The organism is Streptomyces sp. NPDC015139, from assembly GCF_043079785.1.
Taxonomy (GTDB): Bacteria; Actinomycetota; Actinomycetes; order Streptomycetales; family Streptomycetaceae; genus Streptomyces; species Streptomyces albidocamelliae.
Map to the genome: position 1 here is coordinate 18090 of NZ_JBIBUW010000009.1, position 24880 is coordinate 42969.

24 protein-coding genes are annotated in these 24880 nt (G+C 72.1%); 18 read left to right on the forward strand and 6 right to left on the reverse strand.

The window, feature by feature from the left end:
- Positions 1 to 5: 5 nt before the first annotated feature.
- Together ACF08B_RS24020 and ACF08B_RS24025 are read right to left on the reverse strand one after the other, a co-directional pair.
- The gene (locus tag ACF08B_RS24020) at positions 6 to 1214 is read right to left on the reverse strand and encodes an NAD(P)/FAD-dependent oxidoreductase (protein ID WP_392319284.1); all 1209 of its coding nucleotides are present in this window, start codon (positions 1212 to 1214) and stop codon (positions 6 to 8) included.
- Positions 1215 to 1217: 3 nt separating this feature from the next.
- A complete protein-coding gene (locus ACF08B_RS24025; RefSeq protein ID WP_392319285.1) occupies positions 1218 to 1406 on the reverse strand; it encodes a ferredoxin in 189 nt (62 codons plus the stop codon).
- 335 nt (positions 1407 to 1741) lie between these two features.
- Between ACF08B_RS24025 and ACF08B_RS24030 the strand changes: the two genes are divergently transcribed.
- The 3 genes from ACF08B_RS24030 to ACF08B_RS24040 all read left to right on the forward strand — a co-directional run bounded on the left by ACF08B_RS24030 (position 1742) and on the right by ACF08B_RS24040 (position 5102).
- Positions 1742 to 3097: a glutamine synthetase family protein gene (locus tag ACF08B_RS24030; protein ID WP_392319286.1), complete on the forward strand. Its 1356-nt coding sequence runs from the start codon at positions 1742 to 1744 to the stop codon at positions 3095 to 3097.
- Positions 3098 to 3117: 20 nt separating this feature from the next.
- The gene (locus ACF08B_RS24035; protein ID WP_392319287.1) at positions 3118 to 4410 is read left to right on the forward strand and encodes a cytochrome P450; all 1293 of its coding nucleotides are present in this window, start codon (positions 3118 to 3120) and stop codon (positions 4408 to 4410) included.
- A gap of 77 nt (positions 4411 to 4487) precedes the next feature.
- Positions 4488 to 5102: a dihydrofolate reductase family protein gene (locus ACF08B_RS24040; RefSeq protein WP_392319288.1), complete on the forward strand. Its 615-nt coding sequence runs from the start codon at positions 4488 to 4490 to the stop codon at positions 5100 to 5102.
- Between the two features lie 12 nt (positions 5103 to 5114).
- Here ACF08B_RS24040 and ACF08B_RS24045 read toward each other — a convergent pair whose 3' ends face one another.
- Positions 5115 to 5483 carry a hypothetical protein gene (locus ACF08B_RS24045; RefSeq protein WP_392319289.1) on the reverse strand — a complete coding sequence of 123 codons (369 nt, stop codon included), beginning with the start codon at positions 5481 to 5483 and terminating at the stop codon, positions 5115 to 5117.
- 186 nt (positions 5484 to 5669) lie between these two features.
- Between ACF08B_RS24045 and ACF08B_RS24050 the strand changes: the two genes are divergently transcribed.
- The 14 genes from ACF08B_RS24050 to ACF08B_RS24115 all read left to right on the forward strand — a co-directional run bounded on the left by ACF08B_RS24050 (position 5670) and on the right by ACF08B_RS24115 (position 19979).
- Positions 5670 to 5885 (forward strand): hypothetical protein, encoded by a 216-nt coding sequence (locus ACF08B_RS24050; RefSeq protein WP_093471936.1) that lies wholly within the window; start codon positions 5670 to 5672, stop codon positions 5883 to 5885.
- A 118-nt stretch (positions 5886 to 6003) separates the two neighbouring features.
- Positions 6004 to 7584, forward strand: a complete 1581-nt coding sequence (locus ACF08B_RS24055; RefSeq protein WP_392319290.1) for a hypothetical protein — start codon at positions 6004 to 6006, stop codon at positions 7582 to 7584.
- 72 nt (positions 7585 to 7656) lie between these two features.
- Positions 7657 to 8724, forward strand: a complete 1068-nt coding sequence (locus ACF08B_RS24060; RefSeq protein ID WP_392319291.1) for a glucose-1-phosphate thymidylyltransferase — start codon at positions 7657 to 7659, stop codon at positions 8722 to 8724.
- Positions 8721 to 9704 (forward strand): dTDP-glucose 4,6-dehydratase, encoded by a 984-nt coding sequence (gene rfbB, locus ACF08B_RS24065; RefSeq protein ID WP_392319292.1) that lies wholly within the window; start codon positions 8721 to 8723, stop codon positions 9702 to 9704. Before ACF08B_RS24060 ends, rfbB begins: the two co-directional genes overlap by 4 nt.
- A 64-nt stretch (positions 9705 to 9768) precedes the next feature.
- Positions 9769 to 10662: a dTDP-4-dehydrorhamnose reductase gene (gene rfbD, locus ACF08B_RS24070; RefSeq protein ID WP_392319293.1), complete on the forward strand. Its 894-nt coding sequence runs from the start codon at positions 9769 to 9771 to the stop codon at positions 10660 to 10662.
- Positions 10659 to 11258, forward strand: coding sequence for an acyltransferase (locus tag ACF08B_RS24075; RefSeq protein ID WP_392319294.1), 600 nt, complete (start codon positions 10659 to 10661; stop codon positions 11256 to 11258). Before rfbD ends, ACF08B_RS24075 begins: the two co-directional genes overlap by 4 nt.
- 261 nt (positions 11259 to 11519) lie before the next feature.
- Positions 11520 to 12680: a hypothetical protein gene (locus ACF08B_RS24080; RefSeq protein WP_392319295.1), complete on the forward strand. Its 1161-nt coding sequence runs from the start codon at positions 11520 to 11522 to the stop codon at positions 12678 to 12680.
- A complete protein-coding gene (locus ACF08B_RS24085) occupies positions 12677 to 13447 on the forward strand; it encodes a WecB/TagA/CpsF family glycosyltransferase (RefSeq protein ID WP_392319296.1) in 771 nt (256 codons plus the stop codon). The genes ACF08B_RS24080 and ACF08B_RS24085 overlap by 4 nt, the downstream gene beginning before the upstream one ends.
- Positions 13447 to 14706, forward strand: a complete 1260-nt coding sequence (locus tag ACF08B_RS24090; protein WP_392319297.1) for a nucleotide sugar dehydrogenase — start codon at positions 13447 to 13449, stop codon at positions 14704 to 14706. Before ACF08B_RS24085 ends, ACF08B_RS24090 begins: the two co-directional genes overlap by 1 nt.
- A 3-nt stretch (positions 14707 to 14709) precedes the next feature.
- Positions 14710 to 15825, forward strand: a complete 1116-nt coding sequence (wecB, locus tag ACF08B_RS24095; protein WP_392319298.1) for a non-hydrolyzing UDP-N-acetylglucosamine 2-epimerase — start codon at positions 14710 to 14712, stop codon at positions 15823 to 15825.
- 51 nt (positions 15826 to 15876) lie between these two features.
- Complete coding sequence (locus ACF08B_RS24100; RefSeq protein ID WP_392319299.1) at positions 15877 to 16749, forward strand: Wzz/FepE/Etk N-terminal domain-containing protein; 873 nt, start codon at positions 15877 to 15879, stop codon at positions 16747 to 16749.
- Complete coding sequence (locus ACF08B_RS24105) at positions 16712 to 18226, forward strand: oligosaccharide flippase family protein (protein WP_392319300.1); 1515 nt, start codon at positions 16712 to 16714, stop codon at positions 18224 to 18226. Before ACF08B_RS24100 ends, ACF08B_RS24105 begins: the two co-directional genes overlap by 38 nt.
- Positions 18223 to 19176 (forward strand): hypothetical protein, encoded by a 954-nt coding sequence (locus tag ACF08B_RS24110; protein ID WP_392319301.1) that lies wholly within the window; start codon positions 18223 to 18225, stop codon positions 19174 to 19176. Before ACF08B_RS24105 ends, ACF08B_RS24110 begins: the two co-directional genes overlap by 4 nt.
- An 11-nt stretch (positions 19177 to 19187) precedes the next feature.
- The gene (locus ACF08B_RS24115; protein WP_392319302.1) at positions 19188 to 19979 is read left to right on the forward strand and encodes a glycosyltransferase family 2 protein; all 792 of its coding nucleotides are present in this window, start codon (positions 19188 to 19190) and stop codon (positions 19977 to 19979) included.
- A gap of 18 nt (positions 19980 to 19997) precedes the next feature.
- Here ACF08B_RS24115 and ACF08B_RS24120 read toward each other — a convergent pair whose 3' ends face one another.
- Together ACF08B_RS24120 and ACF08B_RS24125 are read right to left on the reverse strand one after the other, a co-directional pair.
- Positions 19998 to 20909, reverse strand: a complete 912-nt coding sequence (locus ACF08B_RS24120) for a glycosyltransferase family 2 protein (RefSeq protein WP_392319303.1) — start codon at positions 20907 to 20909, stop codon at positions 19998 to 20000.
- A complete protein-coding gene (locus tag ACF08B_RS24125) occupies positions 20906 to 22936 on the reverse strand; it encodes an O-antigen ligase family protein (protein ID WP_392319304.1) in 2031 nt (676 codons plus the stop codon). The genes ACF08B_RS24120 and ACF08B_RS24125 overlap by 4 nt, the downstream gene beginning before the upstream one ends.
- A 71-nt stretch (positions 22937 to 23007) precedes the next feature.
- Between ACF08B_RS24125 and ACF08B_RS24130 the strand changes: the two genes are divergently transcribed.
- On the forward strand, positions 23008 to 23664 hold the full coding sequence (locus ACF08B_RS24130) for a hypothetical protein (protein ID WP_392319305.1): 657 nt from the start codon (positions 23008 to 23010) through the stop codon (positions 23662 to 23664).
- Between the two features lie 17 nt (positions 23665 to 23681).
- On the opposite strand, the gene ACF08B_RS24135 is transcribed toward ACF08B_RS24130, so the two are convergent.
- On the reverse strand, positions 23682 to 24728 hold the full coding sequence (locus ACF08B_RS24135; protein ID WP_392319306.1) for a glycosyltransferase family 2 protein: 1047 nt from the start codon (positions 24726 to 24728) through the stop codon (positions 23682 to 23684).
- Between the last annotated feature and the right edge of the window lie 152 nt (positions 24729 to 24880).

Genomic DNA, 24880 nt, shown 5'->3' on the forward strand with positions numbered 1-24880 from the left:
GTTCCTTAGGCGGTGAGGTCGGGCTGCTTCAGCAGTTCGGCGCGGTGGCGGACGGCGGCCGCGGCGGCGGCCCGGCCGCCGAGGGCGACGACGCCGACCAGGCGGCCCTCGACGTGGTAGCCGGCCAGGACGTCGCCGTCCGGATCGCCGTCCAGGACGCGTACGTCGTCCCTGCCGAGGGCGGGGGCGCCGAAGGACTGGAGCCGGAAGTCGTGCTGGTCGCTCCAGAACGTCGGCAGCGGCGCGAAGGGGGCGAGCCCGGCGTCGGTGCCACCGAGGTGGGCGGCGAGGGAGCGGGCGGCGTGCTTGGCGGTGTCCGCCGGGATCGACCAGTGCTCGACGCGGCGGGGTACGCCGTCGTAGCGGGCGTTGGGGAAGCGGGCGACGTCACCGACGGCGACCACGTCCGGCCGCCCGCCGACCCGCAGGTGCTCGTCGGTGAGGACGCCGTCGGTGAGGTCGAGGCCGTTGCCGTCGAGCCACTCGGTGTTGGCGACGGAGCCGACGGACTCCACGACGACGTCCGCGGCGAGAACCGTGCCGTCGGTCAGGACCACCCCGGTGACCCGGTCGTCCCCCGCGAAGCCGGTCACACCGGTGCCGAGGGCGAACCGGACGCCGCGCTGTTCGTGCCGCCTCAGCAGGGCCTCGGCGAGGAGGTCGCCCAGCGGCCCGACCATCGGCAGCGGCAGCGGATCGACGACGGTGACCTCGGCGGCGCCGAGGGCCACGGCGGTGGCGGCGACCTCGCAGCCGATGAAACCGGCGCCGACCACGACCACGCGCCGGCCCGGCCGGGTCAGCTCCGCCCGCAGGCCCTGGGCGTCGGCCAGGGTGCGGACGGTGTGCCGCCCGGCGAGGGGGCCGGGGCAGCGCAGCCGCCGGGGGCGCATGCCGGTGGCGACGACCAGTCCGGCGTACGGCAGGGCCTCGCCGTCGTCGAGCTCGACGACACGCCGGTCGAGGTCGGCGGCCGTCACCCGGGTGCGAAGCCGCCACCGCACGTCGGCGACGGCGGCACGGGGCCGGAAGGCCAGCGACTCGAAGGGCGCCTTGCCGGCCAGGACCTCCTTGGACAGGGGCGGCCGGTTGTAGGGCATGTGGGGCTCGTCCCCGACCAGGGTGATCGGACCGTCCCAGCCGGCGGCGCGCAGCTGCTCGGCCGTGCGCAGGCCGGCCATGGAGGCACCGGCGACGACGACGCTCGCGCTCATGGCTCAGTCCTCGATCCGGATGGCCTGGAGGGGGCACACGTCGGCGGCCTCCTCGACCTCTTCGCGCAGCGCTTCGCCGGGCTCGGGGACGTAGGCCAGGCGCCCGGCGTCGTCGAAGCGGAAGACGTCGGGGGCGGCGAAGACGCACTGGCCGTGGTCCTGGCACTTGTTCATGTCGACGACGACCTTCATGGCCGGTCCTCCTGGTGCTGAGGGGGGCGTCGGAGAGCGGGGAACGGGGCCCGGACACGGGGTCCGGGCCCCTGCCAAAGGGGTGCGGATCAACCGCACCCCCAACTCGTTTGGCTTCAAACAACATAGGAACGGCCAGACCTCTGGTCAAGAGCTATCCACGTGGATAAATTTCTGGGACGGAACCCTTGCGGGAAGGTGACGGGCGTCCCTACCGTTTGACACCAAACGAGTGACCGGCCCGCCGACCCTTCCGGCAGTCCGAGGCCGCCCTCTCCCCCTCCCCCAGCGCCGCGAGCCCTGGGAGGCGCCCCCTTCCCCTAGAGGAGACACCGGTGAGCGCATCCGACACCCCACCCGTCCACCGCCGCCTGGAGCGGCTGGCCGCCGAGGGCATCGACGTGGTCCGGGTGACCTATCCCGACCTCATCGGCACCGAACGGGCCAGGGACGTCCTGCTGGACCACCTGCCGTCCGCCTGCGACCACGGACTGGCCTTCTGCCGGGCCGTCTACCACACCAGCCCCCAGGGCGACGTGGTCCCGGTGTCCGGCGGACTCGACGCGGGCCTGCCCGACATCTGCGTGCGCCCCGACCTCGACACCCTGACCGCCCTGCCGTGGGAGCCCGGAGTCGCCACCTGCCTCGGTGAGGTCACCGACCCCGCCACCGGCCTGCCCGTCCCGGAATCCCCCCGCGACCTGCTGCGCGCCGTCGTCGAGCGCTGTCACGAGCACGGCCTGCGCCCGGTGGTGGGACCGGAGCTGGAGTACTTCCTCTGCGACGCGGCCCCCGGGACCGCCCGGGGCTGGCGCCGCTACAGCGAGGCCGAGGGCGTCGTCTACACCGCGGGGCTGCGCGCCGACGCCGACAACCACCTGCTGCGCACCCTGCGCCTGCTGCGGGCCCTGGACCTCGGCGTGACCAGCGGCAACCACGAGTTCGACGGCTCGCAGTTCGAGATCAACCTGACCCACTCCGACGCGATGACCGCCGCCGACCGGGCCTTCCGCTTCAAGGCGGCGATCAAGGAACTCGCCCGCCGGGAGGGCCGGCTCGCCACCTTCATGGCCAAGCCCTTCAACGGCGTCGGAGGGTCCGGCTTCCACCTCCACCTGTCCTGCGTGGACGACGCGGGCGACAACGTCTTCGACGATCCGGCCGGCCCCCACGGCCTCTCCGTCACCGCCCGGCACGCCGTGGCCGGCATCCTCGCCCACGCCCCCGCGCTGGCCGCCCTGGCCAACCCGACGATCAACTCGTACAAGCGCTTCGGCCCCGACACCCTCGCGCCCTGGCTGATCGACTGGGGCCTCGACAACCGCAGCGCCATGGTCCGCGTCCCGCCCGAGCGCGGCGCGGGCTCCCGGCTGGAACTGCGCCTCGGCGACGCGAGCGCCAACCCCTACCTGCTGATCGCGGGCACCCTCGCCGCCGCCCTGCTCGGCGTGCTCGCCGGTGAGGACCCCTCCGCACCGCTGGAGGGCTACGGCTACGACACCGCCCGGTCCGCCGTGCTGCCCATGAGCCTGCCGGCCGCCCTCGACGCGCTGGAGGCGGACACGGCGCTGACCGAGGTGCTCGGCAAGGACTTCACCACCTCCTACCTCACGTACCGGCGCGACGAGGTCGCGCGCTTCCAACGGCACGTCACCGACTGGGAGTTCACCGAGTACGCCTACCACCTGTGACGCCGAGGAGCCCACACCCCATGACCACCACCGCCCACTCCCTGACCGACGCCGTGCGCGAGCCCCTGCCGCTGGCCGACGTCGACCTCGCGAACCTCGACCACTTCACCGACGGCGTCACCCCCTGGCGGATGTTCCACACCCTGCGCCACGAGGACCCCGTCCACTGGCAGCCCGAGGAGGCACCCAACTCCGGCTTCTGGGCCGTCACCCGGCACGCCGACATCGCCCGCGTCGACCGCGACGCCGACACCTTCACCTCGACGAGGTTCGTCAACCTCGAAGAGGTCGACGACGACCAGATCAAGAAGCGCGCCTCCATCCTGGAGCTGGACGGCGTCCGCCACCGCGCCATGCGCAGCCTCCTCCAGCGGCAGTTCGGCGCGAGCGTCATCAACAGCTACGCCGACTTCCTGCGCGGGCTGACCGCCACCACCCTGGACAACGCCCTGGCCAAGGGCACCTTCGACTTCGTGCAGGAGGTGTCCGCCGACTTCCCCATCAACGTGCTGGCCCGCCTCCTGGACGTGCCGCCGGAGGACAACCAGCGGCTCATCGACTGGGGCAACCGCATCATCGGGAACACCGACCCCGACTACGCGGACGTCCTCCTGCACAGCGAGGAGAGCGAGAAGTACCGCGACCTGCCGTTCCGCTCCCCCGCCTCGCTGGAGGTCTTCGCCTACGGCCGCGAACTGGCCCGGCAGCGCAAGGGCGGCACCGGCACCGACCTGATCTCCCGGCTGGTCAACGAGACCCCGCGCGACGGCGTCCCGCTGTCGGCGCAGGACTTCGACAACTACTTCCTGCTGCTGGTGGTCGCCGGCAACGAGACGACCCGCCACACCATCACCCACTCCATGCTGGCGCTCCTCCAGCACCCCGAGCAGCTGGCCCGCCTCCAGGAGGACCCCTCCCTGATCCCGACGGCGGTGGAGGAGTTCCTGCGCTGGGCCTCCCCCGTCTACCACTTCCGCCGCACGGCCACCCGCGACGTGGAGCTCGGCGGCAAGCAGGTCAAGGAGGGCGACAAGGTCGTCATGTGGTTCGCCTCCGGCAACCGCGACGAGGACGTCTTCGGCAGCCCCTACGACTTCGACGTGGCCCGGCCGGACAACGACCACATCACCTTCGGCAAGGGCAGCCCGCACCTGTGCCTGGGCAACCTGCTGGCCCGCACCGAGATCCGCATCATGTTCGAGGAGCTGATCCCGCGCGTGGCGGACATCCGCCTGGCCGGCGACGTGCCCCGCGTCCGCTCCAACTTCGTCAACGGCATCAAGAAGCTGCCCGTGGAGGTGACGCTCGCCTGACCCGGGCGGCCGGCGGTCCGGCGCGCGTGCCCGGCGGTGAGCGACGAGTTCGGACGGCGCCCCGGGTCCACCCCGGTATGACACGCGTCCTCGCCGACATCTCGGTCTCCCTGGACGGCTTCGTCACCGGCCCCGCCCCTGGCCCGCGCAACGGGCTCGGGTCGGGCGGCGAGGCCCTGCACACCTGGGCGTTCTCCGACGACCCCGACGACCGCAGGGTGCTGCGCGAGGGGACCGCCCGCTCGGGGGCCGTCGTCCTCGGCCGCCGGCTCTTCGACCTGGTCGACGGCCCGGAGGGCTGGGACGACACCACCGGCTACGGCGCCGGGGAGGTCGGCAGGCCGGCGTTCGTCGTCGTGACGAGCGCGCCGCCCGCGTCGCTGCGGCTCACCGACCTCGACCGGACGTTCGTCACCACCGGCCTGCCCGACGCCGTCGCCGGGGCGCGCGAGCGCGCGGAGGCGGCCTCCTCGGCGTCCGGCGACGACCTCGACGTCGTCCTCATGGGCGGCGGCGCCACGATCGGCTCCGCGTTCGACGCCGGCCTGGTCGACGCGCTGTCACTGCACCTCGCGCCCGTCGTCCTCGGTGCCGGGACGCCGCTGTTCACCGGCCGTACGCGACGCACGCCGGTGCAGCGCGGTGCGACCGTGACGTCCACGGCGACGCATCTGTTCTACGACGTGCGCTGAGGCCCTTGCCCGTCATGCGGCCGCGGTGAGCGCGGCCGCCGTCAGCTGTAGCGCCGTGTCGGCGCGGGCGAGGACGACCAGGCGGGTCCCCCCGATGTCGGCGTCGGCCTCCAGCAGGCGCCGCACCGGAGCGCTGTGGGTGGCCACGGACATCACCAGGCCGAGGCGGTTGCACAGCCGGTGCACGCGCAGCACCACGCCGACGGCCGAGTCCGCCGCCGCGGGCCCGTCGAGCACGAGGACGAGGGAGGTCGGTGCGTGGCCCTTGACGAGATCGCCGATCCGGGCGAGCAGGACCGCACGGCCGTCGCTGCCGGGATCGTCGTGCACCGTGACGACGAGTACGCCTTGATCGAGCGCATGGGACACCATCACGGCCATCCATCTCCTTTTCCCACCAAACGGTTCATACTCGGACTACCCCGTCCGGGCGGGCTGATGCGGGCGGTGTCCGGCCCTCCGCCCGGGCCGTCAGGGTGCCTCCGGGCGGCGTCGGGAGGCGGGCGCGGGGCCACGTGGTCATGCTGGGCCAGGTAGTGGCAGACACCAGGCGACAAGGAGCACGGTATGCCGACGGACACGGTCGGACGGTTTCTGACGGCACTCGACCCGGACCACCGGGAGGCGATCGCCGCCGAGCCGCGCGAGGAACAGGAGCGGCTGGCGGCGGCCTGGGAACGCGAGCTGGAGGCCGACGACGAGCTCGACACCCTGGACGAACTCTCCCCGCCGGCGGCGGAGGCCGAGGCGGCCCGCCGCGTCCTGGAGCGCGAACTCGGCTAGAGCGCACCCGGTCGTTGCGGGATCATGAACAATCCTCACGTTTCTGTGGACTCCTCGGCAGGGCTCTTCTAAGGTCGCCGCGGCGCGACCACCCGTCGTCCGCATCCCGAGGAGCCCCATGTCCCGCAGGACACTCCACCGCGCCCTGGGCCTCGCCCTGGCCCTGGTCGCGGGTACGGCCGTGGCCGGGCCCCTGCCCGCGCAGGCCGACCCGATACCCCAGGCACCCGGCCACCGCCTCGTCGACGCCTACACCGGCGCCCCGGCCGCCGCCCGGCCGCTGCCCGGCACCCGGCCCCCGCAGCACCCGTACCTCGCGCCGAACGGCCGGTCCGGGATGCACGCGGACGGCTGGGGCAGCGCCACCTACCCCTGGTCCGGCCCGCTCGGCGAGCACCCGCGGGCCGACAGCGAGCGGATGGCACTGCTCGGCGGCGAGTGCGCCAACGTGACCTTCGACCGGGCCGGCCGGATCGTCACCGTCTGCGGGACGTTCACCGGGTTCCTGGTGAAACTGCTCGACCCGCGGACCCTCGCGACGCTGGCCGAGTACAAGCTGCCGCAGCGTCCCTCCACGGTGGAGGCGATCACCCGGCTGGACTTCTCCCGGATCTTCAAGGACACCTCCGGCGGTGCCTACTCGTACCTGGACGACCAGGACCGGCTGGTGCTCGCCGACTCCCGGCAGCACATCGTCCGCCTCGCCCACCGGCAGAGACCGGACGGCGGCTGGGAGTTCACCGTCACCGACGACTGGGACCTCACCGCACGGGTGCCCCACGACTGTGTGACCTGGACGAACCTGTACCCCACCGGGACGTGTGACCCGGTCACCTCCGTCATGCCGGACTGGCAGGGCCGGATCTGGTGGGTCACCCGGCAGGGTCGCGTCGGCACGGTCGATCCGGGCAGCGGGGCCGTCCGCTCGATCCGCCTGGACGGGGAGGAGATCCAGAACTCCTTCTCCGTCGCCGCCGACGGGGTCTCGATCGTCTCCGACCACGCGCTGTACGAGTTCACCGCCACGGCGGACGGAACTCCCGCGGTGGTGTGGCGGCAGACCTACGACCGGGGCACCGGCACCAAGCCCGGCTCGGTGAACCAGGGCTCGGGCACGACGCCGGACATCTTCGGCGAGGGCGGCCGGTACGTCGCGATCACCGACAACGCCGACGACCGCATGCACGTCCTCGTCTACCGGCGCGGTGCCGGCGTCCCCGCCGGGCGACGGCCGGTGTGCGAGATCCCCGTGTTCCGCTCCGGCGCGTCCACCACGGACAACTCCCTGATCAGCTGGGGCGACAGCCTGGTGGTCGAGAACAACTACGGCTACGGGAACGTCACCTCGCTCACCTTCGGGCGGAGCGTCGTCGGCGGGGTCACCCGGATCGACGTCCGTCCCGACGGCAGCGGCTGCGACACGGTCTGGGAGAGCGCCGAGCGGTCGCCGTCCGTCGTGCCGAAGCTGTCCACCGGCAACGGACTCCTCTACCTCTACACCAAGGATCCCGACCCCCTCGGCATCGACGCCTGGTATCTGACCGCCGTCGACTTCCGCACGGGACGCACCCGGTGGAAGCAGCTCGTCGGCACGGGCGCCGGCTACGACAACAACTGGGCACCGATCACGCTCGGCCCGGACGGCACCGCCTACGTCGGCGTCTTCAACGGCCTGGCCGCCGTACGCGACGACGGCTGAACGGGCGGCGGGCATGCCGACGGTGTGCGGAATCCTCCCGTCGGCATGTCCCGCGAAAGTAGGGTGCTGCCCATGAAGGCACTTTTGTTGTCTGGTGGCTCTGGTACCCGTTTGCGCCCTATAACCCATACATCGGCGAAACAACTCGTGCCGGTCGCGAACAAGCCGGTGCTGTTCTACGGCCTGGAGGCGATCGCCGAGGCCGGCATCACCGAGGTCGGGATCATCGTCGGCGACACGGCCGAGGAGATCCGGGAGGCGGTCGGCGACGGCGGGGCGTTCGGCCTCGACGTCACCTACATCCCGCAGGAGGCCCCGCTCGGGCTGGCCCACGCGGTGCTGATCGCCCGTGAGTTCCTGGGTGACGACGACTTCGTGATGTACCTCGGCGACAACTTCGTCGTCGGCGGCATCACCGATCTGGTGACCGCCTTCCGCGCCGAGCGGCCGGAAGCGCAGATCCTGCTGACGAAGGTGCCCAACCCGACCGCGTTCGGGGTGGCCGAGCTGAACGCGGCCGGCCGGGTCGTCGGTCTGGAGGAGAAGCCCCGGCATCCCAAGAGCGAGCTGGCGCTGGTCGGCGTCTACCTGTTCACGCCGGCCGTCCACGAGGCCGTGCGCGTGATCGAGCCGTCCTGGCGCGGCGAGTTGGAGATCACGCACGCCATCCAGTGGCTGATCGACACCGGCCGTGACGTGCGCTCCACGACGATCACCGGGTACTGGAAGGACACCGGGAACGTCACCGACATGCTCGAGGTCAACCGCTCGGTGCTGGAGACCGTCGAGCGCCGGATCGACGGCACGATCGACGACGACAGCGAGATCATCGGCCGGGTGGTCGTCGAGCGCGGCGCGAAGGTGACCGGCAGCCGGATCGTGGGTCCGGTGGCCATCGGCGCGAACACCGTCATCGTCGACTCCTACGTCGGCCCCTTCACCTCGATCTCCGCGGACTGCCGGATCGAGGACAGCGAGATCGAGTACTCGATCGTGCTGCGCGACTCCTCCGTGAGCGGCGTACGCCGCGTGGAGGCCTCCCTCATCGGCCGCAACGTCGAGGTCACCCCGGCGCCCCGCAAGCCGGCCGCCCACCGTCTCGTCCTCGGCGACCACAGCAAGGTGCAGATCTCCTCATGACGACGAACATCCTGGTGACCGGTGGTGCCGGCTTCATCGGCTCGCACTACGTCCGTACGCTCCTCGGCCCCGCCGGCCCCGGTGACGTGACGGTCACGGTGCTGGACAAGCTCACGTACGCGGGAAATCCGGCCAACCTCGACGAGGTGCGCGACCACCCGGGATTCGCCTTCGTCAAGGGCGACATCTGCGACGCGGAACTGGTCGACGGGCTCCTCGCCACGCACGACCAGGTGGTGCACTTCGCCGCCGAGTCGCACGTGGACCGTTCGATCCTGGGGGCCGCCGAGTTCGTCCGGACCAACGTGCTCGGCACCCAGACCCTGCTGGACGCGGCGCTGCGCCACGCGCCGCGGACCTTCGTGCACATCTCCACCGACGAGGTGTACGGCTCCATCGAGTCCGGTTCCTGGCCGGAGACGGACCCGCTGAGCCCCAACTCCCCCTACTCCGCCTCCAAGGCGTCCAGCGATCTGCTGGCCCTGTCCTACCAGCGCACCCACGGCCTCGACGTGCGGGTGACCCGCTGCTCCAACAACTACGGGCACCACCACTTCCCGGAGAAGGTCATCCCGCTGTTCATCACCAACCTGCTGGACGGCGGGAAGGTCCCGCTGTACGGCGACGGCGGCAACGTCCGCGACTGGCTCCACATCGACGACCACGTACAGGCCGTCGAACTGGTGCGTACCAGGGGGCGCGCCGGCGAGGTCTACAACGTCGGCGGCGGCACCGAGCTGTCCAACAAGGAGCTGACCGCCCTCCTGCTGGAGGCCTGCGGCGCGGACTGGGGCAGCGTCGAGTACGTCACCGACCGCAAGGGCCACGACCGCCGCTACTCGGTGGACTGCGGCAAGCTGCGGACGGAGCTGGGCTACGAGCCCCGCAAGGACTTCGCCACCGGCCTCGCGGAGACCGTCACCTGGTACCGCGAGAACCGCGCCTGGTGGGAGCCGCTGAAGGAGCGCGCCGCGCTCTAGTGCCATGGCCGGGGGCGGTGGCCGTCGCCGCCCCCGGTCCCCTTCCGACGACGAACAGGGAACCATGACCACCACTTGGCTGATCACCGGCGCGACGGGGATGCTCGGGCAGGACGTTCTGGCGCGGCTCGGCCGGGACGGCGAGGAGGCCGTCGGCCTGGGCCGCGGCGGTCTCGACATCACCGACCCCGACGCCGTGCACGACGCGGTCGCCGCGCACCGGCCCCGGATCGTGGTCAACTGCGCCGCGTGGACGGCCGTGGACGACGCCGAGGTGCACGAGGCGGACGCCCTGCGGGTCAACGGTGACGGGCCCCGCAACCTCGCCGAGGCCTGCGAGAAGGCGGGCGCCGGACTGATCCAGGTGTCGACGGACTACGTGTTCGCGGGCGACGGCACCAGCCCGTACCCCGAGGACGCGCCGACGGCACCGCGCAGCGCCTACGGACGTACCAAGCTGGCCGGGGAACGGGCCGTGCTGGCGGCGCTCCCGGAGACCGGGTACGTCGTGCGCACGGCCTGGCTGTACGGCGCGGGGGGCGGGAACTTCGTCGACACGATGATCGGGCTCGAGGCGGCCCGGGACACCGTCGACGTGGTCGACGACCAGCGAGGACAGCCCACGTGGACGGTGGACCTCGCCGACCGGCTGGTGCGGTTCGGCCGGGCCGCACTGGCCGGCACCGCACCCGCCGGTGTGTACCACGGCACCAGCGGCGGGGAGACGACCTGGTTCGGGCTGACCCGGGAGATCTACCGGCTGCTCGGCAGCGATCCCGGACGCGTCCGGCCGACCACCAGCGCCGCCTTCGCCCGGCCCGCGCCCCGCCCCGCGTACAGCGTCCTGGGGCACGACCGCTGGCGCCGTGCCGGTGTGGAACCGATCCGCCCCTGGCAGGAGGCGCTGGCGGCGGCCTTTCCCGCTCTGCTCGAGAAGAAGAGAGGTTCAGCCAGGTGAGCAACCAAATCCAGCCGACCGCCCAGGTCGACGAGAGGGCCACGGTCGGTGACGGGACGACGGTCTGGGATCTGGCCCAGATACGCGAGGACGCCCGGCTGGGCACCGGGTGCATCGTGGGCCGGGGAGCGTACGTCGGCCCGGGGGTGCGGATCGGCGACAACGTGAAGCTCCAGAACTACGCGCTGGTCTACGAGCCGGCGGTGCTCGGTGACGGGGCGTTCGTCGGGCCCGCGGCGGTCCTCACCAACGACTGCTTCCCGCGGTCGGTGGACCCGCAGGGCCGGCTGAAGCGTGGGGACGACTGGGAGGCCGTGGCGGTCGTGGTCGGCGAGGGGGCGTCGCTGGGCGCCCGTTCGGTGTGTGTGGCACCGGTGCGCGTCGGCCGCTGGGCGCTGGTCGCGGCGGGTGCCGTGGTCACCCGGGACGTGCCGGACTTCGCGCTCGTGGCGGGTGTCCCGGCCCGCCGTATCGGCTGGGTGGGCCGGGCCGGGGTGCGCCTGGTCGAGCGGGAGGACGTGCCCGGCGGGTGGGAGTGCCCGGAGACGGGAGCGCTGTACGAGGAGAAGGGCGGCGAGCTCGTCGAGCGCGCCTGACGCCGATTTGCCCAAAACGCCGATCCTCGAACATCGGCAGGCATAACATGTGTTCGAACTGTGCAGACCGGGCACAGTGAGGCCACAAGTCGGTGGTGCCCAGGGGGGGTTACCGGGTGAGGACACCTGTGCCTGAAGCGAGGAGCGGGCACCGCTCCGTCGCCTGACGTCTTTCTTCTTTTCGCCGCTCGGCCTTCGCGCCGCGGCGCTCATGAGTCTGTGCAAGCACAGGACCCACAGGGGGGTTGGTGTGTCCGAACGATGACCAACACACGTCTGGCGGCGCTCGGCAGCGAGGATCCGCCACTGCTCTCGCTCACCCGACGACTGCTCACACTCGCCGAGTCGGGACTGCCGTCGATGCTGCTCCCCGGCGGCGAGGCCTTCGCCTTCACCATGGCCGGACGGGAGGCGCCCGACAGCACCTGGACCCTGGAGCGGCGCGGAACGAGCATCCGGTACGCGGCCATCACCGTGCTGGGTGCCCGGTTCCTGCCCGAGAACCGTCAGCGCACGGTGCTCGGCGGGCGTACCGCCCAGGAGTTCGCGGGCCTGCTGGTCGAGTCGCTGCCCACGGTGACCAACCTCGGTGACGCGGCGCTCATCGCCTGGGCCGCCGCCGACACCGCGCACCCCAAACTGTCCGACGCCCTCGCCCGGGTGGACGCCCTGGACGAGGCGGGCCGGCCGCAGTACACCGTCGAGGCGGCCTGGGTGCTGTCCGCCCTCGCGGCGGCCCGGGAAGCGGCCGACGTGGAGGACCGGCTCACCGCGGCCCGCGACCGGCTGCTGCGCGCCCGGATCGGCAACGGCCCGCTCTTCCCGCACGCCACCGGCCCCGGCCTGGTGCCCTGGTACCGGGCGCACGTGAGCTGCTTCGCCGACCAGACGTACCCGTTGCAGGCGCTGGCCCGCCTGCACGCGAGCGGCGACGGCGGCGACCCGGAGGCACTGGCCGCGTCCGAGGCGTGCGCCGCGCGCATCTGCGCACTGCAGGGCGACGGCGGCCAGTGGTGGTGGCACTACGACGCGCGCACCGGCGGTGTCGTGGAGGGCTACCCGGTCTACAGCGTCCACCAGCACGCGATGTCGCCCACCGCGCTGTTCGATCTCACCGACGCCGGCGGCAGCGACTTCGGCGCGGCGGTCCGCAAGGGCCTGCGCTGGATGACCGAGGTGCCCGAGCTGGCCGAACGCCCCGAGCCGTTGATCCTCGACGAGCTCGGCGTCACCTGGCGCAAGGTCTACCGGGGCGATCCGAAGAAGGCCGTACGCGCCGCCCGGGGCCTCGGCACCCGGGTCGCGCCGGGCCTGCGGCTGAAGACCCTGGACCGGGTGTACCGCCCCGTCTCCGTGGACCGCGAGTGCCGGCCTTACGAGTTCGGCTGGATGCTCCACGCCTGGCAGGGGGGCCGGATATGAGTGACCGTCAGTCCCTGTTCGGGGTCGAACTCGACCCGCTGACCATGGACGAGACCGTGGAGCGGTGTCTCGAGGCCGTACGCGACGGCAAGAAGCTCGAGATAGGCGTGGTCAACGCCGCGAAGCTGGTGAACATGCGGCGGGACCAGCGGCTCGCCCGGGCCGTGGCGGGCTGCGATCTCGTCCTCGCCGACGGACAGGCCGTCGTCTGGGCCGGCCGGGTGCTGCGCGCCCCGCTGCCGGAGCGGGTCGCCGGGATCGACCTGTTCCTGCGGCTGCTGGGCGAGGCGGAGTCCGCGGGCATGTCCGTGTACTTCCTCGGCGCCAAGCAGGACGTGCTGGAGCGGATGCTGCTTCGGGTGGCCGACCGCTTCCCCGGCCTGAAGGTGGCCGGCAGCCGGAACGGCTACTTCGACGACTCCGAGCAGGAGGCGATCGCGGACGGCATCGCCCGCAGCGGCGCCCGGATGCTGTTCCTCGGCATGACCTCGCCGAAGAAGGAGATCTTCACCGCGGCCCACGGGGAGCGCACCGGCGCCCGCGTCGTGCACGGCGTGGGCGGCTCCTTCGACATCCTCGCCGGGGTCACCAAGCGGGCCCCCGAGGTCTGGCAGCGGTGGGGCATGGAGTGGCTCTACCGCGCGCTCCAGGAGCCGCGCCGCCTGGGCCGGCGTTACGTCACCACCAATGCTGCCTTCCTTCTCATGACGGCGCGCGAGTACTTCCGGCCCGCCCCGTCGCCCGCTCCCGCGAACAGGAGTCGCTGATGCGCGTAGTCGTGGTTGGACAGGGTTACGTAGGCCTGCCGCTGGCGATCCGCGCAGCCGAGGTCGGACACGAGGTGGTCGGCTACGACGTCGACTCCCGCCGGGTCAAGAGCCTCGCCGCCGGTGAGTCCTTCGTGGAGGACGTCTCCTCCGAGCGGATCCGCGCGGCACTGGACGCCGGTGTCTACCGCGCGAGCGACTCGGCCCGCGACTGCGCCGGTTTCGACGTGGCCGTCGTGACCGTGCCGACACCGCTGCACGAGGGCACGCCCGACCTGCGCTACATCAAGGAGTCGGGGGCCACCCTCGCCCGCTACCTGCGCCCCGGGGCCACCGTGGTCCTGGAGTCGACCACCTACCCCGGTACCACGCAGGAGCTGTTCGCCCCCATCCTGGAGGACGGCTCGGGGCTCACGGCGGGCACCGACTTCCATCTCGGATACAGCCCGGAGCGGATCGACCCCGGCAACGCCGTCTGGGGATTCCAGGAGACGCCGAAGGTCGTCTCGGGGGTCAACGAGCGGTCGCTGAAGGCGGTTCAGGGCTTCTACGCGCAACTCGTCGACACCACCGTGCCCGTGGGCTCGCCCAAGGAGGCCGAGCTCGCGAAGCTGCTGGAGAACACCTTCCGGCATGTGAACATCGCGCTGGTCAACGAGATCGCGATGTTCGCCCACCATCTGGACATCGACGTCTGGCAGGCCATCGACGCCGCCTCCACCAAGCCCTTCGGCTTCATGAAGTTCACGCCCGGGCCGGGTGTCGGCGGCCACTGCCTGCCCATCGACCCGTCGTACCTGTCCTGGCGGGTGCAGCGCGAACTCGGCCAGAGCTTCCGCTTCGTGGAGCTGGCCAACGACATCAACAACCACATGCCGGAGTACGTGGCCCGGCGCATCGGCGAGTTGTTCAACGAAAGACGCCGCTCCGTGAACGGCTCGAACATCCTGCTGCTGGGCCTGGCGTACAAGAAGAACACCGGTGACGCCCGGGAGTCGCCCGCCCTGCGCATCTCCCAGCTGCTGCTCGACATGGGGGCGCAGGTCAAGGCGGCGGACCCGCATGTCGTCGAGAGCCTGCCGGTGGACACCCGTCTGGTGCGGGTCGAGCCGACCGCCGAGGAGCTGGCGGCCGCCGACGTGGTGGTCCTGCTCACCGACCACGACAGCTTCGACTACGGCGTCATCGCCGAGCACGCCCCCTTCGTCCTCGACTGCCGCAGGCGGCTGTCGCCCGGACCCACGATCGAGGTGCTCTGAGCCATGCCGCGTGTCGTCTGCGTCGCCGGGGCGCGCCCCAACTACATGAAGATCAAACCGGTGATGGACGCCCTGGAGAACCGGGGCGCCGAGGTGGTCCTCGTCCACACCGGCCAGCACTACGACCCGGCGATGAACGACGTGTTCTTCGCCGACCTCGGCATCCGTCCGCCCGACCGCTTCCTCGGGGTCGGCTCCGGTACCCACGCCGAGCAGACCGGACGCGTGATGACCGCGTTCGAGCCGCTGCTCGGCGAGGTGTCCCCGGACATCGTCGTGGTGGTCGGCGACATCAACTCCACGCTGGCCTGCGCTCTGGTCACGGCCAAGGCCGGACCGCTGCTGGCGCACGTCGAGGCGGGCCTGCGCAGCCGCGACTGGAGCATGCCCGAGGAGGTCAACCGCGTCGCCACCGACCGGGTCAGCGACTACCTGCTGGCACCCTCCCCCGACGCCACCGAGAACCTGCGCGCCGAGGGGTACCGGGAGGACCAGATCCACCTGGTCGGCAACGTCATGATCGACACCCTGCTGGCCAACCTCGACCGGGCCCGGGCGTCCGACGTGCTCGGCCGGTACGCCCTGGCCAGGGGCGAGTACGGCCTGGTGACCCTGCACCGCCCGGCCAACGTGGACGACCCCGAGGTCCTCGCCGGACTGCTGAAGGCCCTCGGCGAGATCGCCGGCCGCTGCCCGCTCGTGCTGCCCGTGCACCCGCGCGCGGCCGAACGGCTGGCCGAGATCGGCGTGCCCGGGGGCGTCAGGCTCGTACCGCCCGCCGGATACCTCGACTTCATCGCCCTGCAGGACTCCGCCCGCCTCGTGCTGACCGACTCGGGCGGCGTGCAGGAGGAGACCACGGCGCTGGGGGTGCCGTGCGTGACCCTGCGGGACAACACCGAGCGGCCCATCACCGTCGAGGAGGGCACCAATGTGCTGGCCGGCCGGGACCCGGCGCGCATCGTGGCCACTGTGAACCGGGTGCTGGACGATCCACCCGCTCCGCGCCGGCCCGAGCTGTGGGACGGCCGCGCGAGCGACCGCATCGCCGACGTGCTGCTGGAGGGAGGGACGGCGGGCACCCGGCCGAGGCCCACCGATCGAACGTTCCCCATATGATCCGCTTGCAACCTATGCTCGTTGGACGTCGGGTCGCTAGGGGGGACCGCCATGGATCTCGCTGAGATCTTCCGTGTCATGCGCAGGCGCTGGTACGTACTGCTGCCCGGACTGCTGCTGACCGCGTGCCTGGCCGTGGCCGTGGCCCTGGTGGTCCCCGTCACCTACCAGTCGCAGAGCACGGTCGTGCTGCTGAACTCGCAGAAGGCCACCGTGGCCTACGACGGCAACCCCTTCCTCAGCACCCAGACCTCGCTCACCGGCATGGCCGACAGCCTGGCCCGCAACCTCAACTCCGACATCTCCCTGCGGGAGCTCAAGTCCCGTGGGGCGAAGGGCACGTTCGAGGCCAAGCTCGCCGACAACGCGCAGGGGCCGCTCATGTGGCTCACCGTCACCGGCACGGACAGGAGCGCCGTCCTGACCTCGGACCGCCTTCTGACCGCCTATGCCAAGGAACGGCTGGACCAGTTCCAGAAGCAGCAGTCGGTGGCCCCGAAGGCCATGATCCGCATGACGACCATCGTGCCCCCGCAGAACCCCGTGGCGCAGACCAAGACCCGGCTCGAGTACCTGATCATGGCCGGGGGCCTGGGTCTGGTCCTGAGCCTGGTCGCCACGTTCTACGTCGAGGCACGCCGGCGGTCGCGCGCGGCCGCGGCACAGCCGGACGCGGCCGCCGGCCCGGACGGGGACGAGACCGCCGGGCCGGTCGCCGCCCCCGACCCGGCGGCCGGGGAACCGGTCGCCGAACAGACCATCGCCCTGCGGACACAGCCCAGTTGGGCGCGTTCCGCCGAGAACAGGCCCGCCGCCGAGCCCAGGGCCGGGCGGCCCGTCATGGCCGCGGCGCCCGCCGCCGAGCCGCTGGACGAGGAGTCGTCGCATGGACAGCGTTCGCACACCGGACAGCGACCCCTCTGAGAAGAGCGGCGCCCCCGCGCCGCCCGAACCACCGCCACCGTCTCCTTCCCCGTCCCTCGGCAGAAAGGTCCGTTCCGCGGCCCGCTGGAGCCTGATCAACACCGTGGTCATGCGCCTGGGCAACTTCGCCACCGGCATCCTGCTGGCACGGTTCGCCCTCGGACCGGCGGAGTGGGGCGTCTACGGCATCGCCCAGACCGTCCTCCTGGTCCTGCTGTCCGCCAACGAGCTGGGCGTCGGGCTGGCCATCGTCCGCTGGGACGGCGACCCCCGCCGCTTCGCGCCGACCGTGCTCACCCTGGGAGCCGCCTCCAGCGCCCTGCTGTACGCGGCCATCTTCGTCTCGGCACCGACCGTCGCCGGCCTCCTCGACTCCCCCGAGGCCTCGGGCGTGTTGCGGGTGATGTGTCTGTGCCTGGTGATCGACGGCGTGGCCCAGGTCCCGGCCAACTTCCTCACCAGGGAGTTCGCCCAGGGCAAGCGGATGGTCATCGACGCGCTCAACTTCGTCCTCAGCACCGCAGTGACCCTGGTGCTGGCCTTCGCCGGCTGGGGCGCGATGAGCTTCGCGTGCGGAGCGGTGGCGGGCAACGTCGCCGCTCTCATCGGCTGCGCCCTGGCCGCCCCCGGTACCCTGCGGTTCGGCTGGGAACCCCAACAGGCCCGCGCGCTGCTGGGGTTCGGACTTCCGCTGGCCGGCGCGAGCCTTCTCGCCCTCGCCGTCGTCAACGTGGACACCATGATCGTCGGCTCGTCCCTCGGCCAGGTGTCCCTCGGTTTCTACGTCCTGGCGTTCAACATGTCCGGCTGGCCCGTGCGCATCATCAGCGAGGCCGCACGCCGTGTCTCCTTCGCCGGTTTCTCCCGCCTGGCCGGCTCCCCGGGGGCCCTCGCCGAGGGCTTCGGCCGCGCCCTGGGCGTCCTGGTCACGGGCACCGTGCCGCTGTGCGTGCTGCTCGGCGGCCTCGCCGCACCGGTCGTCCAGCTCGTCTACGGCCGTACCTGGGTGCCCGCCGCGGCGGCGCTGCCCTGGCTGATGGCCCTGGGCCTGGTCCGCATCGGCTGTGAACTGGCCTACGACTGTCTCGTCGCCGCCGGACAGCGCCGCTCCCTCATCCTGGTCCAGGCGCTCTGGCTCGTCGCCCTCGTCCCCGTACTGGTCGTCGGCGCACACCTCAACGGCATGGTCGGCGTCTCCCAGGGCCATGTGCTGGTCGCCGCCGGACTCGTCGTACCCGCGTTTCTCTACGCTCTCCGCCGGGCCGGGATCGGGCTCGGCCACATCGCCAGGGCCTGCGCCTGGCCGCTGCTCGGGGGAGCCGTGATGGCTCTGGTGCTGCTCGCCGCGCGGCGGTTCCTCGGCGACAGCGCCCCGGCCCTGGTCCTGGTCGGCACGGCCGCCCTGGCCTGCTACGTGGTGTGCGTCCTGCCCAGCCGCCGGTTCCTGCTGGGTTCCCGGGCGGTGGAGTCCGTATGAGGGGGCTCCGCCGCCTGCTCACCGTCCTGCTGCTCGCGCTGTGCGCCGCCTGCTCCGGTGGCGGCGGCTCCGCCGAGGACGGCAAGGGAGCCACCACCGGCCCCGGCAAGGCCGGGACGGCGCACCCGCCGAGCGGCACGGGACGGGAAGCGGGCTTTCCCGACGCCAACACCACCGGTCCCCGTGTTCCCTTGACACCGCACGACACGGGCGACATGACCATCAGGACCGACGGCACCGTCATCAAGGGCTGGGACATCACCGGCTCGCTCGACATCTACGCGAACGACGTGACGATCGTCGACACCAGGATCACCTCCGCCAACTGGTGGGGGATCAACCTGCGCCCCGGCCACCAGGGGCTGAAGGTCCTCCACACCACCATCACCGCCGTACCCGGCAAGGGCCCCGACAACGGCGGGGTGGACTACGCCGTCTCCAACATGAGCGCCAGCTCCGTCGAGGTCGGCTGGTGCGACATCTCCGTGTTCGGCAACGCCCTGTCCATGGGCCAGGGCCACATCCACGACAACTACGTGCACGACCTCGTGCCGTTCCGCAACGCGGGCGGCGAGTGGCAGCACACGGACGCGGTGATCAGCGGCGGCAGCAACAAGGGCAAGCTGATCATCCGGCACAACACCCTGCTCAATCCCGTCGCCGTAGGCCAAGGGGCCTCGGCGAGCATCGGGCTGTTCTCCGACACCGGCCCCGTGTCCAACACCGTCGTCGACGGCAACCTGCTGGCCGGGGGCGCGTACACCCTCTACGGGGGCGGCAAGGGCGCGACCGGGATCACGGTCACGAACAACGTCTTCTCCACCCGGTACCACCGCAACGGCGGCGGCTACGGAGCCGTCACGGCCTGGAACGCCGACGGCTCCGGCAACGTCTGGCGCGGCAACCGGTTCACCGACGGCACTCCGGTCACCCCAGCGCCGGCCGGCTGAGGAAGAGGAACATGCGACGGATCGTCCGTGCCCCCTGGGAACTGCTGAAGCGCGCCTTCGGCTGGCTCGTCCTCTTCGAGCTCCGCAACAAGGTCCTCCTCGCCCCTACCGCGCTGCGGCTGCGCCGGCTGGAGACCGCCGAGACCCGCCGGCTCTCGGCCTGCGCCGCCGAGGCGCCGGCCGCCCTCGTCGCCACCGTCATCGCCACCCACCGCCGCCCCGACCAGCTGCGGGCCGCCGTCCGCTCGGCACTCGCCCAGACGGTGCGCGACCAGGTCGTCGTGGTCGTGGACGACGGGGCCGGTCTGACCGAACTCCCCGACGATCCACGGCTGTTCGCCGTGTCGCTGGCGCGGAACACCGGTGTGGCCGGTGTCGTGCGCAATGTGGGCATCCGCCTCACCCGCTCGCGCTACGTGGCCTTCCTGGACGACGACAACCTGTGGGAGCCCGATCACCTGGAGCGGGCGCTGGCGGCGCTGGAGGCCCCCGACGGCCCGGACGGTGTCTACACGGCGCTGCGCCGCGTCCTGCCGGACGGGACCGAACGGGACGTGCTGTCCGTGCCGTTCGACCGCCGCCGGGCCGCCCGGGAGTCCTTCCTCGACACCAACGCGTTCGTCGCGCGCCGCACCCCGGGGCTGCGGTTCAGCCGGCTGCGGCGGACGCCGGAGGTGCTGCCGCGCGAGGACTGGGAGCTCGTCTTCCGGTACAGCCGCGGCCACCGCGTGCGCCACGTACCGCACGCCACCGTGCGCTACCTGGTCAACCCCGAGAGCTTCTACACGACCTGGTCCGGCTGAGCGGAGCCCGGCCGGGCCTCACGGTCCCGCGGGCGCCCGCAGCGCGCCCGGCCGGAGCAGGGCGGCCGCCGCCGCACGGCTGGCCTCCCTGCCGAGAACGGCACGCGACGCCTCGCGCAGGAAGACGGCCGCCCGGAAGCATCCGGTCGCGAGGGCGCCGTGCCGACGCCCGTACAGACGCACGCGGTTGAGCGTGAGCAGGGTCCACAGCCGGGGCGACACCCGGGATTCGCCGCCCAGGTGCACGGCCTGAGCGGTCGGCTCCAGCTGTGTGCGGTAGCCCAGGTCGCGGGCGCGGAGGCAGTACTCGGTCTCCTCGGAGTACAGGAAGAAGGACTCGTCCCAGGGACCGCACGCGGCCAGGCAGTCCGCCGAGAGGGCCATGAGCGCGCCGGTCGCCCAGTCCGGGCGGGTCGGGCGGGCGTAGGCGGCGGGGTCGGTGACCAGTTCGCTCAGCCACGGGAACCGTCCGGCCCGCCGGTTGCCGATGACCGCCTCGCCGAGCGCCCGGGCCACCGTGGACTCACGGCGCAGCGAGTACAGCGGCGCCTCGCGGCCCTCCTCGTACAGGAGGGGTACGGCGATCCCCACCTCCGCGTCGAGCCGGTCGACGAGCCGCTTGGCGCAGCCCTGCCGCATCCGGATGTCGGGGTTGCAGACCAGCACGGTTCCGTAGCCGCCGTCCCCTTCACCGGCGGCGTCGAGTGCGGCGTTGATGCCCGCCGCGTATCCGGCGTTGCGGCCGGTCTGGACGATCGTGGTGTCGGGCGCGAGGGTGCGCAGCACCTCCACGGTGTCGTCGGCCGAGTCGTTGTCGGCGACGACGAGCCGCCAGTCCAGGCCGGCCATGCCGTCCGGGAGGGCGGCGAGGAACCCGGGGAGCACCGCGGCGCTGTTCCAGGTGACGACGACGACTGCGACGGGGCTCATCGGATCTCCACGAGTCGGGGCGACGGGACGTCGGGGGTCTTGCCGGGCACCGGGGCGGGGGCAGCGGCGGCCGCCTCGCGCCGGACGAAGCTCAGATAGCTGCCCCCCGCCCCCAGGACCAGGAAGAACATGCCGGCGAACATGGGGAAGCTGAGCGAGTCGAAGGTGGCGCTGATGACGAGGGCGACCAGGGACGAGGCGAAGAACGCCTGGCCCAGTTCGCGGTCGGAGTCGGTGCGGGCCAGGCGGCGGATGGAGCCGCCCTGGTGGATGCCGGTGATGAACAGCACGAGCAGGGCGATCGCCCCGAGCACTCCCATCTCGGCGAGGGTCAGCATGTACTGGTTGTCCGTGAAGAAGTACAGGTCCGGTGTGAAGGTGCCGAAGCCCCGCCCGAACAGGGGGTGTTCCTCGAGGTAGGGCACGATCGCGCTGTACTTGACGGTGCGGGCCTGGGTGCTGCTGTCGGAGTTGGACAGGAACGACGCGAACAGTTCGGTGATGGTGCCGATCAGTCCGGGGATGAGCACCTTGAAGCCGGCCACCGACGCCGTCATCAGGCCGATCGCGGCCCAGCGCCGCTGGGGCTTCCAGCGGGGCACCATCACCAGGGCGATCAGCAGCATGCCGATGATCGAGGTCCTGGACACGGTCAGCGGCAGCGCGCCGGCCATGAGGACGACCGGCCCCCAGCGGCGCAGGACGTGGAGGTGGCGGCGTACCGGGTCGAACGCCTGCTGGACGGCGAACGGCACCAGGATCGCGAGCATGCCGCCGAACTCCAGCGGCTGGGCCGTGGTGGACCGGGGGCGGGTGAAGGAGCCGCGGTCCATGGCGGTGACCTGGGCGACGCTGGTCTGCAGTCCGGGGATGTGGATCGAGTCGGCGATGTTGGTGGCCGAGAAGAAGTCGTAGTAGCCGATCGCGGCGACGACGGTCCCCATCACCACCAGGCGGCGCATCAGGACGTCGAGCCGGCCGCGCTCCTGCACCCCGGCCGAGGTGAGGACGACCAGTGACACCCACACCAAAAATCCGATGAGTCCGCGGTCGGCCCCGAGGACCTCCTGGTGCGAGCTCTCGCGCATCGAGTCGGCGATGTACGCCATGAGGACGGCCGTGCCCAGCACGCACATGGCGATCCGGGGGAGCCGGGTCCCCGGCGCCGGGAGGATGCGGCCGCCGAGCCAGGTCGCGAGGTACCACAGCAGTCCGAGCAGGGCGAACACGTTGGCCGGGGTGCCGACGCCGCCGAGCGCGGGCAGGGCCAGGTTCGACGGGACGAAGAAGGCCAGCACCAGATAGACGGTGAGGATCGCGGTGGCGTCGACGCGCCGGCTCGGCGCGCCCGTGCGCAGCCGCTTGGGAGCGCGGGTCTCCTTCTTCGGCGCGGCGGCGCTCGGGGCGGCGCGCCGCCGGCGGCGCACGACCGAGACGCCCTCCATCAGGATCGACAGCAGGAACGCGCTGACCACGCCCAGGATGACGACGGCGGCGATGTCCTGGTAGCGGCTCTTCGACTTCGCCACCGGGGTCTGCGGCAGCACGACGGGCGTCGTCTGCACACGGTAGGGGCTCGGGACCTTGTCGGCGGACTGCAGGGCCTTCAGCTGCTCACCGGCGAAGGCGGTCAGGGTGTTGGTCTCCTCGAGCACCTTCTCGCGGTCGGTGCCGGTGACGCTGAGCACGAGCAGCGGGCTGTCGCTGGCCGGGGCGAAACCGGCCGTGTACGGATCGGTCACGCCCCGGCCGCGCAACTCCTTGGCGGCGTCGCTCGATTCGAGGGTGCGGATCAGCACGTCGGCCGTGACGATGAGCGAACCGCCCGCGTTCGAGATGGGGTTGCCGAAGGTGGGGGCCAGCCGTGCGACGGCCGAGGAGTCCAGCAGGGCGACGGAGCTCTGCGACTGGTAGGAGACGGGCACGGTGACGTACAGATAGCCGCCGCCGAGCAGACTGAGCAGCGTGAAGGGCACCATGAAGTACCAACGTCTGCGCAGAATGGCCCATATCTCACCAAGGCTCACGAACCATCCCCCCGTTCGGTGGCATCCAGCCGTGTGTCCTGCCAGTATCGGGGGTGACGGAAGGATCTCCTATGTCGCCCGGGAACGTCGCCGACGCGCTGCTGCGCCGCTGGTACGTCGTGGTGCTCGCGCTGTTGCTGACGGCGGCCGGCGCGTACCGGGTGGTGCGCCCCGCCCCGCAGTTCACCGGCTCGGCGGTGGTCGTCCTCAAGCCGCCGGTGACCCGGAACCAGCCCAACCAGCTCACCAATCTGCAGCCGCCGCTGGCCCTGGTCTCGTACGGGATCGTCGAGCAGTTGCAGTCCCCCGCGGGGGCACGGGAGTTGCGGGCGGCGGGCGTGCGGGGGACCTACCACCTCGTCCCCCGCAACAGCGGCACCAGCGCGACGCCCCGCTATCTGATCCCCTCCCTGCAGGTGCAGTCGCAGGCGTCCGGCTCGGACGCCGCCGTGACGGCGGTCCGCCGGATCATCGACGTCTACACCGAGCACGTCGAGCGGTTGCAGACCGCGCAGGGCGTCTCCGCCGGAGCGCGGATCACCGCCGCCGTGCTGGTCGCGCCGAGCGCCGCCGAGGTACAGGGTGACCGGGGCCGGGGTCTGGCGGGCACTGCCCTGCTGGGCGCGGCGGCCGGTGTCCTCGGCGCGTTGTGGCTCGACCGGTACCTGCTGGGCCGCCGGACGGTGTCCCCCGGCCGCCACGCCGGTGCGGTGGCGGTGGCCGACTGAGTGGTGCCGGTGCTCCATCAGATGCCGCGGCGCTTCCACGACTCCCACCACAGCGCCTCCCGGCCGCGCTCGGCGACGGCCGACCACACCAGCGGCTGCAGGTAGGGCATCGCCTTCGGGCCGATCCGCCGGCGGAGCCGCAGCGCCCGGTGCTCCGGCAGCGCCGCGTAGCCCGGCAGGCACTCCGCGGCGAACGCCACGCAGTCGTCGACCGGGACGACCTCGGTACGCCCCCGGTCGTAGGCCCGGTAGGCGCGGCGAAGGGCGAACCGGGCGAGCCGGGTGTGGACCTGGTCGGCCAGCCGGTCGGCGTGGGGCAGCCGGTCGCCGCACTTGGCGAGCACCGAGTCGAAGGCCACCAGGCGCTGACGCAGGTCGTCGAGCTGGCCGCCGAAGTCGGTGGTGGACATGTTCTTGCCGTGGACGCGGTAGAACGCCTGGTCGGCGCCGCGTACGTAGCCGACGTCGGCGTGGGCGGCGAGCCGCATCCACATCTCGATGTCGCCGGCGTGGGGCAGGGCCGGGTCGTAGCCGCCGACCGTGCGCTGCAGGCTGGTGCGGACCACGACCTCGGGCGAGGTGATGCAGCCGGTGCCCTCGCGGAACCGGCGCTCCAGCCACCACTGCCCGGGGTAGACGACCGAGCCGGTGGAGCGGGTGCGGGCCCGCGGCAGGGGGCCGCCGTGCTGGAAGCGCAGCGGCCGTCCGTAGGCGAACCCCGCCTCGGGGTGGGCGTCCAGGAGGGCTGCGGCCCGGACCAGTGAGCCCGGGACCAGCCGGTCGTCGGCCGACAGCAGGGCGACGTAGTCACCGTCGGCCCATTCCAGCAGGCCCTCGTTGTAGGTGGCGATGTGGCCCTTGTTGGTCTCGTGGACGAGGACCTCGATGCGGGGGTCGGAGGCGGCGAGTTTGAGCGCGGCCTCCGCGGAGTCGTCGGGCGAGGCGTCGTCGATGATGAGCACCCGGACGTCGACGCCGTCCTGCTCGTCCAGGACGCTGCTGACGCAGTCGGCGAGGAAATGGCCGTACTTGTAGCACGGGATCACGACACTGACGGTGCTCATCGGTGGGCAAGCCAATCCCCGGTGGTGGGGCCCCCCCCCGGTGGGGGGGGCCCCCCCCCCGGGGGGGGGGGGGGGGGTTGTTTTTGTTGGGGACGGTGTTTATGGTGAGGGTGGAGCTGTGGGGCTTAACCGGGGGGGGGGGGGGGTGCCGG